Genomic DNA, 20,333 nt, shown 5'->3' on the forward strand with positions numbered 1-20,333 from the left:
CAAGCCAGTCGTGTGCCTACAGGTTTTGAGCAAAAAACAATATCCAATGTTCCAAAAACCGCATCAATAAAGGGTTTTACTTTTCAAACTTCCCAAAATGTGCGTTTTCGTCTCAAACGCAAGCTTGACATTGGTGTCTGGATTGATACAATTTCAATCTGCATTACAATCGTCAAAAACCCGGACTGGCTGGAACGAGTCATATCCAAGTGAGGAGAGTGCGATGATCGAGGTGATGGACCTGACCAAGTACTACGGTAACCTTTGCGCCCTGGACCGCATCAACTTCCAGATTCATAAAGGCGAGGTGCTGGGCATGCTGGGGCCCAACGGAGCGGGCAAAACCACGTGCATGCGCATTTTGACCTGCTACCTGAATCCGACATCCGGAAACATCACCGTCAAAGGCATGAACGTTACGGAAAACCCGCGTTCCATAAAGCAGATCATGGGGTATTTGCCGGAGAATGCCCCCCTCTATCCCGAGATGCTGGTGTTTGATTACCTGGAATATGTGGCTGATTCCAGGAGGCTGGACCGGGAAGCCAAACAGAGTCGTATTGACTTTCTGTCACATATTTGCGGCATCCGTGAAGTCATGCATCAACCCATAGGTGAATTATCCAAAGGCTACAAGCAGCGGGTGGGATTGGCCCAGGCCATGATGGGCGATCCGGAAATCCTGGTGCTGGACGAACCCACTTCGGGATTGGATCCGAACCAGATTGTTGAAATCCGGGAGATCATCCGCGAAATCGGGCGCGAAAAAACCGTAATTCTGTCCACGCACATCCTCAGTGAAGCCGAGGCGACTTGCGACCGGGCCGTCATTATTCACCAGGGACGCATCGTGGCGGACGGCGATATTACCGCACTCAAAGAAAGCGCCGGTCGCGATACCCGGATTGTGGTGACCCTGGCCAAAGCGGAAGCGGGGAAAGCCAGATCCGTGTTAAAGAAGGTGCCCGGCGTAATGGGCATCGATACGGAGTCCCATCCCGGAGATTCGGTTATTCATCTCAGCCTGGCCGTTGAACCGGGAAAGGATATCCGTGTGCCGGTATACCATGCCATCAAAGCAGAGGATTGGGACCTTCTCGAATTGCAACGCCAATCCAAGTCACTGGAACATATTTTCCGTGAACTGACCAAGGAGAACGTGCAATGAAGCAGATTTTGAATATCGTACGCAAGGAATTGGCCAGCTACTTTGTTTCTCCCATTGCCTACATTGTAATCGCCATCTTCCTGGTGGTGACCGGATGGTTCTTTTTCTCGACCTTCTTTTTGTACAACCAGGCCAGCATGAGGGGATTTTTCTCGCTTTTGCCCATTATCCTCTCTTTTGTTGTTCCCGCCGTTACCATGAAACTCTTTTCCGAGGAATTCAATCGCGGCTCATACGAGATGCTGATGACCCTTCCAGTAACCCCGGTTGAAGTCGTCCTGGGAAAATTCCTGGCCGCACTCGGATTCATCGTGGTCATGTTGCTTCCTACGGTGGTATACGCGTTGACCATATCCGGCATGGGAGATCTCGACCCGGGCCCCGTTCTGGGCGGATATCTCGGTGCCGTGCTGCTGGGCGGATTGTTTGCGGCGGTGGGGTTGTTCGCATCCTCCCTGACCCGCAATCAGATTATCGCCTTCATTATCGCCATGGCCATCTGTTTTTTTCTCACCCTGATCGACAAGATGCTCTTTTTCCTGCCCAAAGGCATACTCAGCATCATGTCCTACCTGGGAGCGGATTTCCACTTCCGTAACATCGCCAGGGGAGTATTGGATTCCCGTGACCTGCTGTACTTTATCAGCATGACGTTCATCGCGCTGTATGGCACCCACCTGGTGGTCCAGGAGCGCAAGTGAGGTCCAGTATGAAAAATATCGCAGACAGCAAATACACCAAGTTTGTCCTCTACTTGATCGTGGTCGTGTTGATCAACGCCGTGGGCATGAATGTTTTTTTTCGCGCGGATCTCACCGATTCCGGCTTGTACTCCATCTCATCGATCAGCCGTGAAGTGGTGTCCACCTTGTCTGAACCGCTGACCATTCACGTTTTCTTTTCAGACAACCTGCCCGCGCCTCACAACAACACGCGGCGCTATCTGGAAGATTTACTCAAGGAATACGCGGTTTACGGTAACCGCTTTTTTAACTATCGCTTTCATGATATCCGTTCCGCGGACACGCCGGACCGGGGCGCAACTTCCCCGGAAAGCTACGGCATCTATCCTTTGCAGCTTCAATACCTCAAAAACGATGAAATCAAACTGTTGAAAGCGTATATGGGCTTGGTTCTGATTCACGGAGATATGGTTGAACAAATCCCCCAGATAACCTCCACCAGGGGGATCGAGTACCGTATTACAACCGCAGTTCAGAAGATGCACAACAAGATCGGCGCCCTGCTGGGTCTTGAAGACCCCATTCAGGTCAAGCTGGTCCTCTCTTCTTCTCTGCAATCCGTGGCGCCTTACATGAAACTCAACCAACTCATGGGTTTGCCGCAAACCCTGGAGCGGTTGACCAAAGAAATCAGTGAGCGCCACTACGGCAAACTGGAGTATGCGTATGTAGATCCCACCCGCGATCCTCAGGTAAAGGAATCCCTGAAAAAGTACCGCTTGATGGAGCTTTCGTGGCCCGACCTGCAGGATGCTTCCGGAAAAATGATCGCGGCGGGTGAGGGAGTGGCCGGATTGATTGTTGAGCATCAGGGCAGTATCCGGGAATTTCAACTCATTCAAGCCGTAAACATTCCCCTGATCGGCACGCAATACCGCCTGGTGGAGCCGGAACAGATTGAAAAACTCATCGAGGAGGGAACCGAGTCATTGTTGGACATCAACGCCGACATCGGATACCTGGAAGACCACGAAACATTGAGTTTGTTTAATCCCATGGCCTCCATGCAACGCATGGAGAATCCTGACACCATCACCAATTTCAACAACCTTGTCAAAGACATCTATACGTTGAAGCCCGTAAACCTGACAAAAGACGGAATCGGAGGTGCTTTCGACACCCTGATCATCGCCGGTCCCAAAGAGGAATTTTCGCAATACGAGTTGTTTGTCATCGATCAATTCCTCATGCAGGGCAAAAACCTGGCGGTATTCCTGGATCCGTTTAAGGAAGTCATGCCGCAGCAGAACATGAACTACATGAACCGCAACCAGGGACCGGTTTACCTGCCTTTGGACACCGGCCTGGAAAAACTCTTGTTCCATTACGGCGTTACGGTTCGCAAGGCTTATGTGATGGACGAAAAGTGCCTGCGCCAGCAGGTAGATGAACAATTTGGTGGTGGGGAACAGGTTTTTTATTTCGCCCCGGAAATTCAGCAGGAGTATATCGACAACTCCCTGCCCTTCATGCAGAACCTCAATCGCCTGGTGTTGTTGAGGACCGCGCCGTTGGAAGTGGACGCTGCCAGACTTGAGAAAAACAGCATCCATGCCACGACCCTTTTCTCTTCATCGCCGCGTTCCTGGGAGATGAGCAATCAAATCAACCTGAATCCCTTCATGATCCGCAAACCCCAGGATCCGGCCAAGTATCAGCAATATCCCCTGGCGCTGATGCTGGAAGGAGAATTCAGCAGCTTTTTCGCCGACAAAGCGATTCCGGAGCAAACGCAAGCTTCAGCCGATAGAGACAATGCCGAGGGCGTTCAACCTCTAGACGGCGCAGCCAAAAAGGCGGATGCGATCGATATGTCCAAGGTTAAGGATAAGGGAAGCATCCTGCGGCGCGGCAAAAGCGCCAAGATCTTTATCGTTGGAACATCGGATATCCTGCGCGACAACGTTATCGATGCCCGCGGCCAGGGCCAGAACGCCATCTTTGTTCTCAACCTCCTGGATCACTTGAATCAGCGTGACGGCATCGCCATGATGCGCAGTAAGCAGCAGACTGTGGCGTTGTTGAAATCCAGCCGCACCACTGAGGGCGCCAAGACGTTCGCCAAGACATTCAACATCGCCGGGTTACCGTTGCTGGTGGTTCTGGCCGGGTTGGCCGTATGGTGGAAACGCAATCAGCGGAAACGCCGACTCCGCAGCCGGTTTTCACCCGCTGGCGCGAAAGGAGGTGAAGTATGAAATTAAACTTCGGCCGGATCAGGAGTGAATTCGTGGTTTTGGCCCTGGTCATCATAGGGCTGACTCTGTTCCTGTTGTTGCGAAACCCCGACCGCGTTAGGTATGAGTTGCCTCAGATCCCAATGGTGGAACGCGAGGCCATGGATCGGATTGAAATCCAATCCAAAAAAGGTCAAGTCGTTTTAGAGAAAAAGGCGGGAGAATGGCAATTGCAGCCTTCCAACCATGCCGTGGATCCATCACGCTTGAACAGTGCCCTGGATGCGTTGGTTGACCTCAGCTTGACCACGCTGGTTTCCAGTTCCAAAGATTTTCAACGTTACGGCATGGATCCGGACTCCGCCGTTCAAGTCAAAGCCTACGCGGGAAAAGAAGTGGTCCAATCTTTTATACTGGGTAAAGTCGCCTCCACCTATCGTCACACATTTCTGAGGTTCCCTGATGATCACCGCATCTACCATGCATCGGGTTCCCTGCGCACCCGCTTTGAGTACAGCGCGCAGGATTGGCGTGATAAGACCGTGTTGGCGTTTTCGAAAGATGAGATTTCTGAGATCGACGTCACGGCAGGCAATTGGTCCGGCACCTTTGTGCGCCAAGCGGCTGCCCCAAGGGTAAAAGATGATGAGAAAAATGTTGCCGGCAGCGAAATGACATCCACCGTAGAGTGGAAAAGTACGGATGGACACAGCGTTGAATCCAAAATCATGGATCCCCTGCTGCAGTCCCTGTCTGAACTCTCTTGCCAGGAATTCCTCCAGGCTGAGCCGGATGCAACAGGTACAACCATTGCCTTAAGGGTATCTTTGAAAGGCAGCAAGGAGTATCAACTCCAATTGCGACAAGCGCAAAACGGGGAAACCACCCGTTATACCGGCACATCTTCCATGGTTGCGCAGTGGTTCGTGATGCCCGCTTACACGGTTGAAGACTTGACAGGTAAAGCCGAAGCCTTGTTCAAACCTCAAGCGGGCGGCGATTCGTCCCGGAAAGATTAGTTTGGGTTCATTGATCGCCTGAGGAATAGTGTCTGCCGCTTTCAGCGAACTCCCGTAACCGTTGGTTGACCCGGTGGTTGATCGTGCCCTCGGGGTAAGCGCCTTGCTTGTCGCGTGAGCCGGCGGGAATCCCCATAAGGATTTGCATGCCTTCGTCCACGTTCCGGACCGGCCAGATATGGAATTTTCCTTTGCGAACCGCCTCCACCAAGTCCTGACGCAACATCAGGTCATCTGTGTTCTGGTGGGGAATCATGACACCCTGTCGGCCTGTCAGTTTGCGGGCACGGCAAACATCAAAGAAACCCTCGATCTTTTCATTGACGCCGCCGATGGGTTGAATTTCTCCCCTCTGGTTGACAGAGCCCGTCACGGCGATCGCTTGGGATATGGGGACTCCGGATAAAGCGGACATCAGGGCGTAGATCTCTGCAGACGAAGCGGAATCACCATCGACTCCGCCATAGGATTGTTCAAAGCACAAACTGGCGGTGACGGCCAACGGTTTGTCATGCGCGAAGCGTGCGCGCATGAATCCACTGATGATCAGCACGCCCTTATCGTGCAGGCTGCCGCTCAACTCCGCCTCCCGTTCGATGTTGACGATGCCCTCGCTGCCGACCGCGACTTGAGCGGTGATGCGGGAAGGTTTGCCGAACATCGCATCTCCCAGGTTAAAGACGGACAGGCCGTTCACCTGGCCCACCACGGAGCCTGTGGTGTCGATCATGAGGGAGCCGTCCTCGATCATCTCTTGAATCTTGGTTTCGATCAATCGCGAACGGTCGCGTTTTTCCAGAATGGCCTTGTCCACATCCGCTCCAAAGATATGTTTGCGGCCTGTTTTCCGTGCCCAGTAATCCGCTTCACGGATGATGTCTGCAATGTCATTAAACCGGGTTGAGAGCTTTTTGCGGTTTCCAGACAGTTTAACACCGTGTTCCAGTACGCGGGCGACACCACTGTTTTTCATTGCAAGCAAGTCTTCATTATTTGCGATCCGATTGACAAAACCGGCATAATCCAGCATGCTTTTCTGATTTAAATCCATGACGGAGTCGAAATCCGCCCGCAGTTTAAAGATCTTCTTGAATTCGGGATCGCGTTCAAACAGCAATTGGTACAGGTGGGTGTCTCCCACCAAGGCCACTTTGACGTCGATGCGGATGGGTTCGGGTTTCAATCCCGACACGGTTAACAGGTAGATGGGCGAATAGTTCTGAATCTCCAGGCGCCGGTTTCGCAGGATGCGCTTGAATGCCGGCCAGACTCCGGGCTCTGTCAGCAGGTCGAGCGCTTCTACGATCAGGAAACCGCCGTCGGCTTTTAACAGCGACCCGGCCTTGATGCGAGTGAAATCGGTGCGGGAACCGCCTGAGCCGTCTGCACTGAATTCCACGCTACCGAACAGATTGCTGTAAGTGGGGGAGGTCTCGTAAATCACCGGGGCTTGGGGGGTTTTAGAGTTATCCACGAGCAGATTGACGCGGTATACCAGGAAAGGATCATCCGGGGAACCGGGCCGCGGCAGGGGGACACCCTGTTCTTTTTCAGCGGCCTGCGCCTTGCGAAAAAGGTTGAGCTGATCCATGATGCTTTCGGTTACTTCGTCCAGGTACTGCGCGACTTTTTCCTGGGGGTGGCGTTCCCGGATCTCGCTGATATTGCCATGCACGACCGGCTTGGCGAATTCATGATCCATCTCTTTCAGACGCCGGGCGGTTTCTTTCTCTAAAACGGCCAGTTTCTTGAACACATCTTCCAGTTCGTTGGAGAGCTTCTCCTGGGTTTTCTCTATCGCCTGGAACTTTTTTTCCGTCATTTTGCCCTCGTTTACCAGGGCACGCAGTTTGTCGGTATTGGCCGGTTTGCCGTCCACCATGGGAACCACAACCGGGCGGGTCATGCCGCCGACCTGGATCTGGACCAGGGCAAAGCCTTTTTCACTTACTGTTTTTTCCAAATCCGCCAACAACTTTTTCTGCTGCTTTGTGACTTCGTTGAGCAAGGCCTTGCGGCTTTCAGTGTAACCTTCGCTCTCAAACAACTCGGGGATTTGTTTCACCAGGATTTCAATCAACTCATCCATTTCCCCTTTGAACGCGCGGCCCTGACTCGCCGGCAGGCGCAAAAGGCGTGGTGTGTCGTGATTGCGAAAGTCATTTACATACAATTTGTCATCCGGGATGCGCTTTAAGCGCTCGCTTTCACGGATCAGGCGACGCACCGAAGTCTTACGCCCGGTGCCCACTTTACCGGTTACGAATACGTTGTATCCTTGGCTCTCGATGTCAAAGGCCATGCGCAGGGCACTCAAAGCCCGGTCCTGACCGATGATCTCTTGGCAGGATTTCAAGTCGCTGGTGGTTTTGAATTTCAAGGTTCCGGGATCGCATTGCCAGCGAAGTTCCTCGGGTTTCAGCTCAACATGTTGCTTATCGTTTTTTTTCGCTTTGGTCAACGTTTACTCCTGATCATGCCATCTGCCCGGCTGCGCCGGGAAAGGGTTAAGAGAAAATTTGGTACTCGCCGTTCAGAATCACCGGCGTGGGCGGGCCGCTACCCGCGGTCAGGGTCACTTCCAACAGGCGGAGCCGAGGTTGGGTTTCGGGAATGTAGATGCGATCCAGATGGATTACCTCCGCGGGAGAAGAGAAGCTGTCCGGTCCGACATCTCCACCAAAGTGATCGCTGCGCCCGAATGCAACGTGAAAGCCGAGTTTTTCATCCAGCAGGATCTCGTTAATGGGGGTGAGTCCGAAATCTCCGAGAACTCCGAACCCGAGTTCAGCCATGTTGCCGTAAGCGGGTTCCCTCTTTAAGTGATTGCGTTCCGCATCAACCGATTCTGTTTCTCCGGAAACATCCACGGCGCGGTTTTCGCGGATGGTGAACACGGCGATTTCGCCGTTGATCTCGACCGGCAGTTCGCCGCTGGTGCGGCTGACATCTTCGGCATTCCCGGATTTCCTGAAAAGTTCGCCTTCGTAGGGCACGATATAGGTTTCGCCGCTGGGGAGGTTGCCGGCAATGCCGGGTTCCGGGAAGCGGCCGCTGCTCAAATGGGCCAGGCGGTGGCGCAGATCGAAGTGCATGCGGTATTCCTTGTGATCGTCCACCCGGAAACGCACGTTTGCCTCAACGGCGGGGTCAAGTAGTTCCTTGAGTATGCGGCAACGGCGGTTGACTTCATTGTAGTCGATACGCAATGCGGGGATCATGGCGGAGATGAATCCGGGCATGGTAGCGGCACGGAAATGGTATTTGCGTGCGGCGTTCTTCAGCGGCGCCGTGGTTGAGTACTCCGTGGGCGCCAGAAGCAATTGGCATTGAGAAAACACCTTGTCGAAAGATGTGCGTTTGCCACTGGATTGAAGTTCATGCGCGGTTTCCGGAAGCGCTCCATCCACATCGTAAGCTGACTCGGGTAAGTCGGCGTTATTGGAACCCACATCGGGATAGGCGAAAAGGTGCACGCTTTCCAAACCGAGTACAGCGGCGTGGAGGCGGATGGTATCTCTCCATGAAGCAGCGATCTGCCGGCGTTCCTGCCAACGGGGAGAGTCGGATTGGGATTGCCTGGGCAAATCGACCAGAATTCCCAGTACACGGTCGGATTTCCCGGGAGAAAAAACCGACGCCAGTAAGCCGATCAACTCTTGAATGTCGAGTTGGTTCATAGCTGTCCTCCTTAGTGCCGGGTACTAGAATTTCCCGGTGTACTTCGTCCAGATATCGTCTCCGAGTTTCCAGTACGCATCGGTTAAGCGTTTCATCCAGGATTGGCTGTAGCGGGTCAAGGCTTTTTTCAATCTGCGCGGGGTCTTTTTGTGCAAAACCATCATGCGTTCTTCAAAATCCGCCTGGGAGGCAAAAACCTCTTTTTCCAGGGGATTCCGGACCGCGGCTACATCCTCACGCATATGGCCCCATTTCTGTGCGGCCAGGTCGGCAACCCGGTTAAACGCCCACCAGGCGCACTGCCGGTTAAAGCCGGAACGGCCGCAAACCCGCCATTCTGCAGGGAACGACTCGATACCGGCGTATATCGGGGCGTATGCCGTCATGGCGGGGTTGTCGTAACCCACCCAGGCGAGGCCGCCTATGGGGTCGGGGAGCCACGAGCGGACCTGGATCACGGTGGCGTAGGTACAATAGTATCGGGCAATGCAGCGTTCGCCGAGTTCGTTCCAACCTCCGTTGATGGCAAACAGGGGCATCATGTCGTAATCCATGAAGGGATTGGCATAAGGGCTTTTTATGAAACGCCCTGTTCGCTCACCTTTTTTTGTTTCCGGTACCAGCATGAACTTGGTCATGTCAAAGGGGGTGCCCTCATAGGTGTCGCGGAAGATCTCCATGATTCGTCCGGGTGAGACCTTGGCTTCGGGTTGGACGGAAAAGGGGTGATTTTCGCTGTTCGGGTCCAGTTTCAGGCCGGGAGCCAGCAGGCTCAGAACTCGCCATTCCCGGCGCCGGGCGGCCATGCTGCGACGGTGGGCGTATGCGTAACAGAATTCAAAGGGTTGGCCGGCCTGTGGATCAAAAAGTCCCATCTCGATGGCACGTTCGACTACATTGGCGGAAGCCATGTACTCATCCGGGCGATCCAGGTGGATTTGCCGAATCCGGGATGCGTTGGCGTTCACGGATACGTGCCCGTCCGGGACACGTTGGGCGGCCCATACAGCCCCTTTTCCACCCTTTCCAGGTCCGACGATTTCCAGGTGCCATACCTCCTGCGGGTCCGCGATGGTAAAGCACTCACCGCCATCGTTGTAGCCGTATTCTTTTGTGATTTCATCGGCGATGCGAATGGCGTGACGGGCCGAGGTGGCCCGTTCAAGCATGATGCGGTTGAGCTCATAGTAATCGATTATGCCCTGATCGCTGCGCATTTCCGCTTTTCCGCCGAAAGTGGCCTCACCGATGGCCACTTGTTTCTCGTTCAGGCAGGGCAGAGCGGTATTGATGTAACTGTATGTCTGTTTAACCTGGGGAATCGTTCCCACCCGGCTCTGCCGGGAAAGATCATCCGCATGGCGGGTTAGATGGGAATCAGAAAAAACCGGCCGCATGGATCCGCTCGGGTATCGGCTTGCCGGAACGACATCGATCCAGGTGCGATCCTTGTGCGAATCGCAGGTGTGGGACGTCATGACCGAGCCATCTGTTGACGCCAAGCGTCCAACGGTTATGCTGGTGCATCCGTCCGGGTGTTGCTCAGGTTCGTCCGGTCCGGGGAAAAGCGGTCCCGCCAGGCCGGCCAAACACAGTGATAAAAACAGAATACGAAACAATTGCATACGGACTCCTCTGATTCAGGATTCACAACCAGTTTCATTATAAGGGCGGGGCAAGGGGAATGCAACGGCGATTCGGCGCGTGAAAAAGTTAAGCCTGATGATCAGCGGCGATAATTGCGGGCGATCAGAAAAACCCCCAGGCCGATAAAGATGCCGGGCCAGAAAAACATGCGCAGATGGTTTCGGATCCACCAATAGTAATCGTTGAAGAGGGGGATGTTTCGCAGCAGAAAGAAAGCACCCAGGATAACCAGAATCAAGCCGAATACAACCGGACCGGAATGGGAAGCGGTTTCCGAGTCGCTTTCATTTTCAGTGGAAAGTTCGCGGGGGGAAGATTCTTCTCTATGCATCGACACAGTTTCTTCTTCGCTGTCCAGGGGTTGCTCGGGAATAATGAATATACCGGCAATGTAGGCGATTAGTCCGACACCGCCGGTAAACACGAGCAGAACCGCCCCGACACGTACCAGTACGGGATCCAGGTTGAAATACTCTCCGATACCACCACAGATTCCCGAAATCACACGGTCTTTGCGACTGCGATACAAGCGTTTCACTGCATGCCTCCTTGCCGGGCCAATCAGGCCGTCTAACCATTAAACGCAGGCGGGTAGAACTTGGTTCTCTAAAACGGGGGACCGTATCTACAGGTCTCCGGAAAGCTTGACTCCACGCTCTTCCAAAAGTTTCCGAACCCGTTTAAACACACCCTCCATCTGGCCCAGATGTTCGGGCGCAACCACTCCCCGGCGCCGGATCCGACCCTCCGCAAGAATTCGAACCACCGCGGAACAGGTGTATCCGGTGGTACGTGCCATTGAAGTGGTACGGGTCTTCCAATCGAACTGGTCAAACAACTCGAATGCCCGGTGAACCGGGTTGTTTCCCGATTTTCCCTTGATATCAATGCGCATGACGGTGAAATCCGCTTCATCGGGACGCATCTTCCATTGCGGGAAAAGAATGGCACTGGTCACATCCAGGGGAGCCAGCCGCTGATTTTTGATTTCCATCTCTTCACGGCTGAAGAATCCCGCACCACCCAGGATTTCCATCAGGGCCGCATGACCGGGATACCGAAGGGTTTTTTCCTTCATATTGGGAATTTTCATTGTTTTTAACAAGGTACGCAATCCATCCGTATGGAACGCTTCCAGGGTGCCGATGCCTTTGAATTCAACCCGTTCCAGGCCGGAAAGGGGCGGATACACGACCGGCTTGCCGTTCTGAACCATGCGGCAGGGGCGCGTGTACTCCTCAATAACATCAGCCGGTGAAAAACCGGCTTTGTATTCCCAGGGCCATTGCCGCTCCACCGGCAATCCCCCGACCAAACAGGAATAAGATTCGATGGCGTCCAGGCGCGTGGATTCATATCCCAGGATCATGTTGCACAAACCCGGCGCTACACCACAATCCACTACCGCGGTGACTCCGGCTTTGGTTGCGCGATCCTCTAAAAGAAAGGGATCTTCGGGGCTGAAAGCGATGTCCACCACGTTGTTGCCGTTGTCGATCAGGTCTTTCAGAACGCCAAAGCCCATATGTCCGGGCAAGGCGTTTACCACTACGTCAAATCCACGAGTCAATTGTTTGAGCCGACGGGAATCCGCCAGGTCGGCGTGAACCGGCGTAACGGAAAATGACGAAGAAACGGCTTCAAGCGTGTGCAAATCCGCATCAGCCACGTGAACGCTGAATTCGCGACAGAGATCCGCCGCAACCGCGTGTCCGACCAAACCGCTGCCCAGAACAAGAATACGTTGCATACAAGTCACCTCCCATGGTTCCGCAAAGAATAGCTGATGCTTGGATTCCCATTGTACCCAAACTCGAACCAATCTTCAATCGCTTGTCTCACCCAAGAGGATGGCGTACAATTTGCATGTGCATGAGCATTTAAACCCTTTCAAACAAGAGTCCCTGGCTGAGTGCCTGAGGGGATTCCTCTGCCTGGCGGTCCATTTCTTGTTGCTTTTCTTTTTTGTGCGAACGTTCGCCTGCCAAACCATGGTCGTTTCCTCTGCCTCCATGAATAACAACCTGGTTGTAGGGGATCATGTGCTGGTCAACATGGTCTACTCACGCGACGGATGGAACGCGATTGAACGGTTTTTCATGCCGCCGCGCGCACTCTGCCGGGGCATGGTGGTTGCGTTTCATCCACCCGGTTACGCGGATCGGGTTTTTGTCAAGCGCATCATCGGCCTGCCGGGAGAAGAGATCCGCATTCAGAAAGGTCAGGTTCTGGTAGACGGAGCGAGATTAAAAGAGACCTACTTGAATGATCCAAGCAGCTCCGGTCGCAAAAGAGATTCAATCCATTGTCATGCACCTTCGGGTCATTATTACTGCCTGGGTGACAATAACGCTGCAACTTGTCAACCAGATGCATCAAGCATCTCAGTAATGGCGGTATAGACGGAGTCTGTAGAGATCTGAGCCATGCAGTTCATTTTATTGCAAGTACGTCGATGGCAGAAACGGCACTCAACCGTGCTGACCACGGCGCGGGATAAAGGCAACAGGGAACCGTTGCGCCGGGGAGATGTCGGTGCAAACAGACCGACACTCGGAGTGTCGACCACGTCCGCCAGGTGCAATGCCAGGGTATCCGCGCTGATGATACAAGTGGCGGAACGGATCAGGTGCACCAGGTCCACAAAATCGGTTTCCGGAGCCAGGGGGATCCCGGTTTTGTTTGAAATATCACGGGCGCGGTCCAACTCGGCCGCGTTCCCCCACAGCAGCACGGCGGGAACACGCGAAGCGACGATATGTCCGATTTGTGCCAACAGGTCCAAAGGCGGGATTTTGGTTGGCCATCCCGCTCCCGTGTTTAGTAGACAGAAACCTGCGGAACCCGGGGACAAACGGTCCAGGAAGTCTTGCAACCGTGGCGATGGGGTGGCGTAACTCAGGCTCGGGTACTGAACCGTATTCGTGTTGACGCCCAGAGCGCTCAACAGGTGGAGATTCTTGTAAATCACATGGCTGTTTCCCGGCCACGGATCGGCCTGTAAACGATAGGCCAAAGACGCCAGGGGCTCGCGTAAGTTTTGAGAATGAAATCCCAACACATTCCGCCCCGCCATGCGTGCCACCAGTGCGGATTTGATTAAGCCCTGAAAGTCCACAACCAGTGAATACCTGTCGCGGTTCCTGAGGCGAAAAACGCGAACCTCCCTGAGTGCGTCGCGCATGGGTTTGTGACGGAGATCCAGCGAGTAGACGTGGTCGGCCACATTGAACACGGAAAGCAGCTTGTCAACAGGAGGTGAGCAGATCCAATCCAGGCTGCAACTTGGAAAGGCCCTTGCCATTTGAACGACCGCGGGCAAAGTGTGAATCACGTCTCCCAATGCAGACAAGCGAACCACGGCGATCTTCTCGCCCGGACCCGGAATGGCCACACTTTCTTTTTTTAAATCGGTTTTCACTGACAGTTTCACTGTTGAAGCGGTTTTTTTGATCTCTTTACCAACCAGGAAGTGGATTGAACCTTATCGCCGCCCACTATCACGACCCGCCCGCCGTAAGCGCGGACCACCTCCTTTTCCGGGACTGTGTCGACGGTATAATCGGATCCCTTGCAGTGAAAGTGGGGTTTCAAAGCCAACAGCACTTCGGTCACCGTGGTCGCGTCAAACGCAACCACAAAGTCCACTCCTTCCACTGAGCAGAGGATGGCCATGCGCTCATGCTGGGGCAAAATGGGGCGTTCAGGACCCTTCAGGCTGCGCAGGGATTTGTCAGAATTGACCGCAACCACCAGGATGTCGGCTACAGCCGCAGCCGCCTTTAGGTAGCGGGCGTGTCCCACGTGGAAGAGATCAAAGCCACCGTTGGCCATTGCAATGGTTTTGCCTGCCTTTTTAAGCACATCGATTCGCCGTGCAAGCTCGGAAAGCTCACTGATTTTGCAATCAGAAATTTCCCGGATCACGGCAAAGTACCGGTAGACAGCGCATGAATCAGTTCATCGGGAGTAACCGTGGCGGCTCCCGCTTTCATTACCGTCAGTCCGGCCGCTACGGCGGCGAGTCTGGCGCAGGCAAGCATATCCGCACCCGATGCCAGGCCTAGAGAGAGCAAAGCGATCACGGTATCACCCGCACCGGTGACGTCCACGATCTCCAAGGGGCCGTATATTCCGATCCGGGTCGGCGGCCGGCTGGATTCCAGCAGTACCATGCCCTCATCACCGCGCTTCAACAACAAACCGTCACTGTTGATTTCCCGGTGCAGGTCGATTGCCGCGCCGATAAAATCCGCTTCACGGTTGAATTCCGTTGCGGGAAAGATGCGTTGCAGTTCAGTCAGGTTGGGGGTGGCTATGCGAACGTCCGGAAAAGAGCGCAGGTGACGGCGTGAATCAACCGCAACCGGCGGAAAGTCAAATCGTTTGCGGGCGGAGTGGTAGTCCTTTTCGCGGACTGAGCAGCACAGGTAATCGGATATCACCAGGAAACTGCTGTCTTTGAGGACTTTTTCTAGTTGATCCAGCAGGTTCGCGTGGTGTTGTTCCGGCAGGGGCGAGCGGTTGAGGCGATCAATGCGCAATACCTGTTGCCGCCGGGTATGTTGATCTCCGGAAAGAATGCGTGTCTTGCGCGGAGTAATGAAATCCTTTACAGCCAACAAGCCGTCATCCGGGATCCCGGAACGGCTAAGCACATCACGCAGTATATCACCGCTCTGGTCCCGGCCGACAAAACCGATGGGGTGGGGTTCACCTCCCAGGGCACGGATGTTGGCGGCCACATTTCCCGCCCCTCCAAGACGAAAATCATCACTTTCAAATTCAGTGATCAAAACCGGCGCTTCGCGTGAAACCCTGGCCGCGCAAGTGGTGATGTATTCGTCCAGGATCAAGTCTCCCCAGACGGCAATGCGTTTGCCGCGGAACTTCCGCACCAGTTGTTGCATTTCTCGGCCGATCATTTGTGGAAACGATTATTGTTCCACACCGAATTCCAATACGAAAATGGAGGGGCCACTCTCTTCGCCTTCGCCGTCCACGCTGGTGAATGCGTATTTCACTTCAGTCCTTTTGGCCACTCGCCGGTGACGATACGAGAACGTGGCGGCGTCTACTTCAGCGAGATGTGTCATCTCGTTGTCGATTATCTGGTAAACGCGATATGCAACCACATTTTTGTCGTCGTTCAGTGGATTGGCGTTCCATGTCAGGGTGTTGATGTATTCCGTGTGTAGCATTGACTGGTTAAAAGACTGGCTGCCCTGGATGTTTACCGGTGGCGCAATGCTCATCAGGCTCATCAGGGCCTCACCCACATTGATGCGGGGCTTCTCTACTCCAGTCTGGCACTTGGTGACCACGCTGCGGCCGGAATATTCCAGTGCCGTTACCAACTCGTGAACCGGCACTTCGCGGGAATACTGGCGGAAAATGGCGAATCCGCCGGCAACCATGGGCGCAGCCATCGAGGTTCCGCCCCAGTATTGATAACTGGAATTGCTGCCCCCTGTTGCGGAGCGGATACTTTGGCCCGGCGCAAAAAAGTCCAGCATTTGGGGATGAAAATTGCTGAAACTGGCTTCCTGATCATTCTTTGTAGTGGCACCGATGGCGATGGCGGAAGAGATGCAGGCCGGCGCACTGAGTCCATTGCACAACGAATCGTTTCCCGCAGAGATTACCGTGGGAATCCCGGCGGCGCGAAGGTTATCGATGGCATGTTTCACGTTGGGGTTGTCTATGTCGCATGCAGCGGCGTTGTCATATTCACCGCCGCCGAGGCTCATGCTGACGGCCGCAATCCGCAACTGGTTGCGGCGCGAAAAGACAAATTCCAGCGCCTTGAGTTGGTCGGAATTGTAGGACATGACACAGGGCTCGCTTGAATTGCACTCCGCTGCGGAAAAGCGGGAAAAAACCTGGATGTGAATCAGGTTGGCATCTGGGGCGATTCCCCGGAAGGAACCACCGTTGTTGCCGGTTGCGATCCCGGATACGTGGGTGCCGTGATCGTAACCATAGTATTGCGGAGCGTACATGTGAGCCGCTCCCGGACCGGACATTTCACGCTGACCGTTGGGGCAATCGGCTTTCAAGGAGTAGCACTGCTCAACGACGGCTTTTCCCTGAAAGGCTTCATGGGAACGGCGAATACCGGAATCCAGGATCGCCACGTATTCACCGGCACCGGTGTAGCCCGAAGCCCAGGCGCTGTCCGCCCGGACCAGTTCAACCGCATCCGCCATCTGGGGTGAAGATGCCTCCTGCGGAAGAGAAGCGTTTGCCTGGTATTCGGGGATGCGCATCAGGCGGTCTTCCGTAATGGCCGCAACCTGATGCAGTTGTGCCAATTGCTCCAGGGTTTCCGCATTTACCCGCAGGGCCAGAACGGGAAGGGTGGAAAAAGTGTGGTGGATTTCCCAGTCCGAACTTCCCAGGTGAAAAAGGATTTCCTCACTCACATTGCGAATGGCCGTTTCCAATCTTAAATCCGCTTCCATGGACCTGTGAAAATCGCCCGGGTCCATTTTTCGTCTTGAATAACGGATGCAATCCGCGGTCAGGTATTCTATGCCGGGTACCCGTAAGCTCAGGATCACCGGTACAAAACCGTTTTGGTGGGCTTTGTTCAGCAGGTTATCGTCCAAAACGCCCGCCTTCTCAACGGCATTCAAAGAGAAACACATGATCAATACTGTTAGAATGGTTACGATCCCACGGCCCGGGAAGCGTTTGTTGTGCATGGGGTCCTCCTCTATGTCAGCGCATCATATACCCATAACCCGCTATTATAGCACACCGCGATAGGTCTGCAACTCCCGCTTGAGTTTAGGCAAAGTACCGGTTAGAATAAAATTCATAGAAAGCATGTCATCAGGAGGATTGTTCAGTGAAAAATGCCGTGCCATTGACCAATGACGTCTACTGGATTGGCGTCAACGATTTCGAAACCGACCTGTTTGAATCGATCTGGCCGCTTCCAGAAGGGGTCAGTTACAACGCCTATCTGATCCGGGATGAGAAGAATGTGATTCTCGATACGGTAGAAAAGGGATATATGCCCCAGTTCCTGGGAAAAATCCAATCCGCCCTTCCCGCGAAAGCATCCATTGATTACTTGGTGGTCAACCACATGGAACCCGATCATTCCGGCTCAATCAACCTGCTTCGCAATCTCTATCCGGAAATGCAAATTGTATGCAATCCCCGCACCGTGGATTTTCTCAAGGGGTTCTACGGAATTGATTCCGGGATCAAGATCATCGGTGACGGGGAGCGCTTGCATTTGGGGAATCATACCCTCGAGTTTCACTTGACCCCCATGGTTCATTGGCCGGAAACCATGATGACTTTTGAGACCCGGACCGGAACGCTTTTTTCAATGGACGCCTTCGGCGGATTCGGCGCGTTGCGGGGAGCGATTTTCGATGACGAGGTGGATGCGGACGAAAGAGAAAACGAAACCCTGCGCTATTACGCCAACATCGTAGCCAAGTTCAGTCCCATGGTGCAACGGGCATTGAAAAAGCTCTCCGGCCTCGATATCCGTATCGTTGCCCCCACCCACGGGACGGTATTTCGAACCAACCCCGAATACATCATCAGCCGCTACGACCGCTGGAGCCTTCAGGAAACCGAGCCGGGAGTAGTGATCGCATATGCATCCATGTACGGTCATACCCAGGTCATGGCTGAAGCCGTGGCCCGCTCAATGGCTGTTCAAGGCGTCAAGCGGATCCGCCTGCACAACCTTTCTCATTCCCATCTTTCTTATGTATTGCGGGATATCTGGCGTTACCGCGGTTTGATGCTGGCCAGCAGCGCCTACAATACGAAGGCCTCTCCCTTTATGGAAAGCCTCTTGTCCATGTTGGAAAACGACAAGTTAAAAAACCGCCTGATCGGGATATTCGGCACTTATAGCTGGAGCGGCGGCGGGGTGTCCGCCATCCGCGAATTTGCCGAAAAATCAGAGAACGAAACGGTGGAACCCGTGGTGGAAGTCAAATTCGCACCGGGCGATAACGACCTCGAGGACTGCCGCCGCCTGGGCAAGGCCATGGCCTCGCGGTTACTCTAAGACTTTGTTTTCAGAGTCCCAGCCGGCCAGGTGAAAGGCGGTCGCGTATACCAAGCGGGAAACGTTCTCTAAATGATCAAGACTGACTTTTTCCAGGCTGTCGGAGGGCATGTGGTAATCTTGGGTCATGGCCGAGAAAAAGAAGACCCAGGGGATGCCTTTGAAAGCAAAGGGCGCGTGATCACTTCCTCCGAAACCGGTTGACGGGCGAATCAAAAGATGCATTCCCACCAGGGCGTTGGCCTGTTTCAGCGCTTCACGAACCGGAAAAGACCCGCGGGCACGTGACAGAATCATGAAGCGATCCACATCGATTTGTTCCAACTCTTTCTGAGGAATATCCATACCCCGCCAGCGACGCATGCTTTCCAATTGTTCGCGGGTCCAACGCCGGCTGATCATGTCCAGGTTAAGGTTGGCCACGGTTTTGGCCAGGGGATAGGTAGGATGCGCTACGTAGTAAGTTGAGCCCAGCAGGCCGGATTCTTCTCCGGTCCAGAGGGCAAACAGAACGGTTCTTTTGGGCCGGGTGGGGTTGACGGCAAAAGCCTGTGCCACTTCCAGGACTCCGCAAACGCCGGAGCCGTTGTCGTCCGCCCCGTTAAAAATATATGGACCCTTTTTGCCCAGGTGATCGAGATGTGCGCCGATCACGATGACCTCATTTTTCACTTCCGCATCCGCTCCTTCCAGGACAGCCAGTACGTTGCGGCTGCGCACAAGTTGGGTTCGGCTCTTTGTGTTCAAGGTGAGGCGCACACGTGAAAGCAGGCGTGACGCGGGTTTATATGTGGTGTTTATGACGGATTGCAGGTTTTCCAAGCTTTCTCCGCACGTGGCGACAATCTCAGCGGCCATGCGCCGGGAGATTTGATAGGTTGGAATGGGAGCGCGGGGATCCGGGTTGTTTGAGTGGGGGAGCAGCAAACGCCGGCGCCCGGGATCAAACACCGGCCCGGAATCATCCACTTTATCGCGATCCAGGATCTTGGCGCCCAGGTAGCGGTTCTTTTGGGGCCGGTTTTCCACCAGCAATACGGCCAAAGCTCCTTTTTCGGCCGCGGTTTTCGTCCTGAGATCGCCGCCGTGCATGCGGCGACGCGGCTGGAAATAGCGCTTTTCATATTCGTCTTGATGAAAAGGGCTGTCGGCAAGGTCGGCTCCGGGGGCTTCGTTCAGGATCATCACGATTCTGTCTTTTGCCTGTATGCCGTGGTAATCATCGTATTTTAACGATTTTTCCACTATGCCGTGTCCGGCGAACACCACCGGGGCTGTAATCGACCATGTGCCTGTTGATGTTGATGTGTAGTCGATTCCATGAATGAAAGTTCGCTCACGCCTCACTCCGGAGCGCTTGGATTCCGCGGTAATGGATCCCGTGGTAGAAAGGACCTCGCGCATAACGACATCCTGGAAGTAGCTGCGTGATGGGGATTTGCGGGCATCACTACCGGCGGATAAAAGGTTTCTCGCGCGGGGTGCGTCGTGGATCAGGTCTCCAGCTGGCTCCAGTCCCCACATGCGAAACAGGGCGGCGACGAATTCCGCGGCGATATCATATCCGCTGGAGGCCACTTCTCTGCCTTCCAATAAGTCGGAAGCCAGGAAACGCAGATACGAATCGGCGTCGCGGCCCGTAATGGAAACGAAGCCATCGTGAATGGCGGCAGGTGGGGGCACGGGAGAATCAACCCGGTGAAAACCTCCGGGATCTCTGTCGGGTGTATCGCCAAAAGTCGTCGACAATGGATACACCCCCATCAGCATGAGCGCAAAGAGCAGGGACAGACATTTTTTCATTCTCGCCTCGATTGCAAACCTGAATTTCTATTTGATACGCAGTTCCGTCCC

General features: G+C 54.1%; 16 protein-coding genes. 6 read left to right on the forward strand and 10 right to left on the reverse strand.

The annotated features are described in order from the left end of the window. Positions 1-223 precede the first annotated feature (223 nt). The 4 genes from ENN40_09550 to ENN40_09565 are packed head-to-tail and all read left to right on the forward strand — an operon-like array spanning position 224 to position 5,107. Positions 224-1,168, forward strand: coding sequence for an ATP-binding cassette domain-containing protein (locus ENN40_09550; protein HDP95589.1), 945 nt, complete (start codon positions 224-226; stop codon positions 1,166-1,168). Further along, positions 1,165-1,869, forward strand: a complete 705-nt coding sequence (locus ENN40_09555; GenBank protein ID HDP95590.1) for an ABC transporter — start codon at positions 1,165-1,167, stop codon at positions 1,867-1,869. The genes ENN40_09550 and ENN40_09555 overlap by 4 nt, the downstream gene beginning before the upstream one ends. A gap of 8 nt (positions 1,870-1,877) precedes the next feature. Then, complete coding sequence (locus ENN40_09560) at positions 1,878-4,109, forward strand: ABC transporter permease (GenBank protein ID HDP95591.1); 2,232 nt, start codon at positions 1,878-1,880, stop codon at positions 4,107-4,109. Continuing rightward, a complete protein-coding gene (locus ENN40_09565) occupies positions 4,106-5,107 on the forward strand; it encodes a DUF4340 domain-containing protein (protein HDP95592.1) in 1,002 nt (333 codons plus the stop codon). Before ENN40_09560 ends, ENN40_09565 begins: the two co-directional genes overlap by 4 nt. Before the next feature lie 7 nt (positions 5,108-5,114). On the opposite strand, the gene ENN40_09570 is transcribed toward ENN40_09565, so the two are convergent. The 5 genes from ENN40_09570 to ENN40_09590 form a co-directional block, all read right to left on the reverse strand. Continuing rightward, on the reverse strand, positions 5,115-7,568 hold the full coding sequence (locus ENN40_09570) for an ATP-dependent protease (protein ID HDP95593.1): 2,454 nt from the start codon (positions 7,566-7,568) through the stop codon (positions 5,115-5,117). A 46-nt stretch (positions 7,569-7,614) separates the two neighbouring features. Beyond that, positions 7,615-8,787: a hypothetical protein gene (locus ENN40_09575; GenBank protein ID HDP95594.1), complete on the reverse strand. Its 1,173-nt coding sequence runs from the start codon at positions 8,785-8,787 to the stop codon at positions 7,615-7,617. A gap of 24 nt (positions 8,788-8,811) precedes the next feature. After that, positions 8,812-10,413 (reverse strand): hypothetical protein, encoded by a 1,602-nt coding sequence (locus ENN40_09580; GenBank protein HDP95595.1) that lies wholly within the window; start codon positions 10,411-10,413, stop codon positions 8,812-8,814. A gap of 101 nt (positions 10,414-10,514) precedes the next feature. Beyond that, positions 10,515-10,973 carry a PspC domain-containing protein gene (locus tag ENN40_09585; protein ID HDP95596.1) on the reverse strand — a complete coding sequence of 153 codons (459 nt, stop codon included), beginning with the start codon at positions 10,971-10,973 and terminating at the stop codon, positions 10,515-10,517. 87 nt (positions 10,974-11,060) lie between these two features. Beyond that, positions 11,061-12,185: a saccharopine dehydrogenase gene (locus tag ENN40_09590; protein ID HDP95597.1), complete on the reverse strand. Its 1,125-nt coding sequence runs from the start codon at positions 12,183-12,185 to the stop codon at positions 11,061-11,063. Between the two features lie 100 nt (positions 12,186-12,285). Here ENN40_09590 and lepB point away from each other — a divergent pair, with 100 nt between their 5' ends. Beyond that, positions 12,286-12,837, forward strand: coding sequence for a signal peptidase I (gene lepB, locus ENN40_09595; GenBank protein ID HDP95598.1), 552 nt, complete (start codon positions 12,286-12,288; stop codon positions 12,835-12,837). Here the strand turns inward: lepB and ENN40_09600 are convergent. From ENN40_09600 to ENN40_09615, 4 genes are all read right to left on the reverse strand, one after another. Then, positions 12,798-13,856: a lipopolysaccharide heptosyltransferase family protein gene (locus ENN40_09600; protein HDP95599.1), complete on the reverse strand. Its 1,059-nt coding sequence runs from the start codon at positions 13,854-13,856 to the stop codon at positions 12,798-12,800. The two genes, lepB and ENN40_09600, sit on opposite strands and share 40 nt — an antisense overlap. An 8-nt stretch (positions 13,857-13,864) precedes the next feature. Next, positions 13,865-14,269 carry a D-glycero-beta-D-manno-heptose 1-phosphate adenylyltransferase gene (locus tag ENN40_09605; GenBank protein HDP95600.1) on the reverse strand — a complete coding sequence of 135 codons (405 nt, stop codon included), beginning with the start codon at positions 14,267-14,269 and terminating at the stop codon, positions 13,865-13,867. 89 nt (positions 14,270-14,358) lie between these two features. Next, on the reverse strand, positions 14,359-15,360 hold the full coding sequence (locus ENN40_09610; GenBank protein ID HDP95601.1) for a hypothetical protein: 1,002 nt from the start codon (positions 15,358-15,360) through the stop codon (positions 14,359-14,361). Between the two features lie 12 nt (positions 15,361-15,372). Beyond that, positions 15,373-17,142 (reverse strand): hypothetical protein, encoded by a 1,770-nt coding sequence (locus ENN40_09615; GenBank protein ID HDP95602.1) that lies wholly within the window; start codon positions 17,140-17,142, stop codon positions 15,373-15,375. A 146-nt stretch (positions 17,143-17,288) separates the two neighbouring features. Between ENN40_09615 and ENN40_09620 the strand changes: the two genes are divergently transcribed. Beyond that, on the forward strand, positions 17,289-18,479 hold the full coding sequence (locus tag ENN40_09620; GenBank protein HDP95603.1) for an FprA family A-type flavoprotein: 1,191 nt from the start codon (positions 17,289-17,291) through the stop codon (positions 18,477-18,479). Here ENN40_09620 and ENN40_09625 read toward each other — a convergent pair. Next, a complete protein-coding gene (locus tag ENN40_09625) occupies positions 18,471-20,282 on the reverse strand; it encodes a M20/M25/M40 family metallo-hydrolase (protein HDP95604.1) in 1,812 nt (603 codons plus the stop codon). The genes ENN40_09620 and ENN40_09625 overlap by 9 nt on opposite strands. Positions 20,283-20,333 lie beyond the last annotated feature (51 nt).

The organism is Candidatus Aminicenantes bacterium (genome assembly GCA_011049425.1).
Taxonomy (GTDB): domain Bacteria; phylum Acidobacteriota; class Aminicenantia; order UBA2199; family UBA2199; genus UBA876.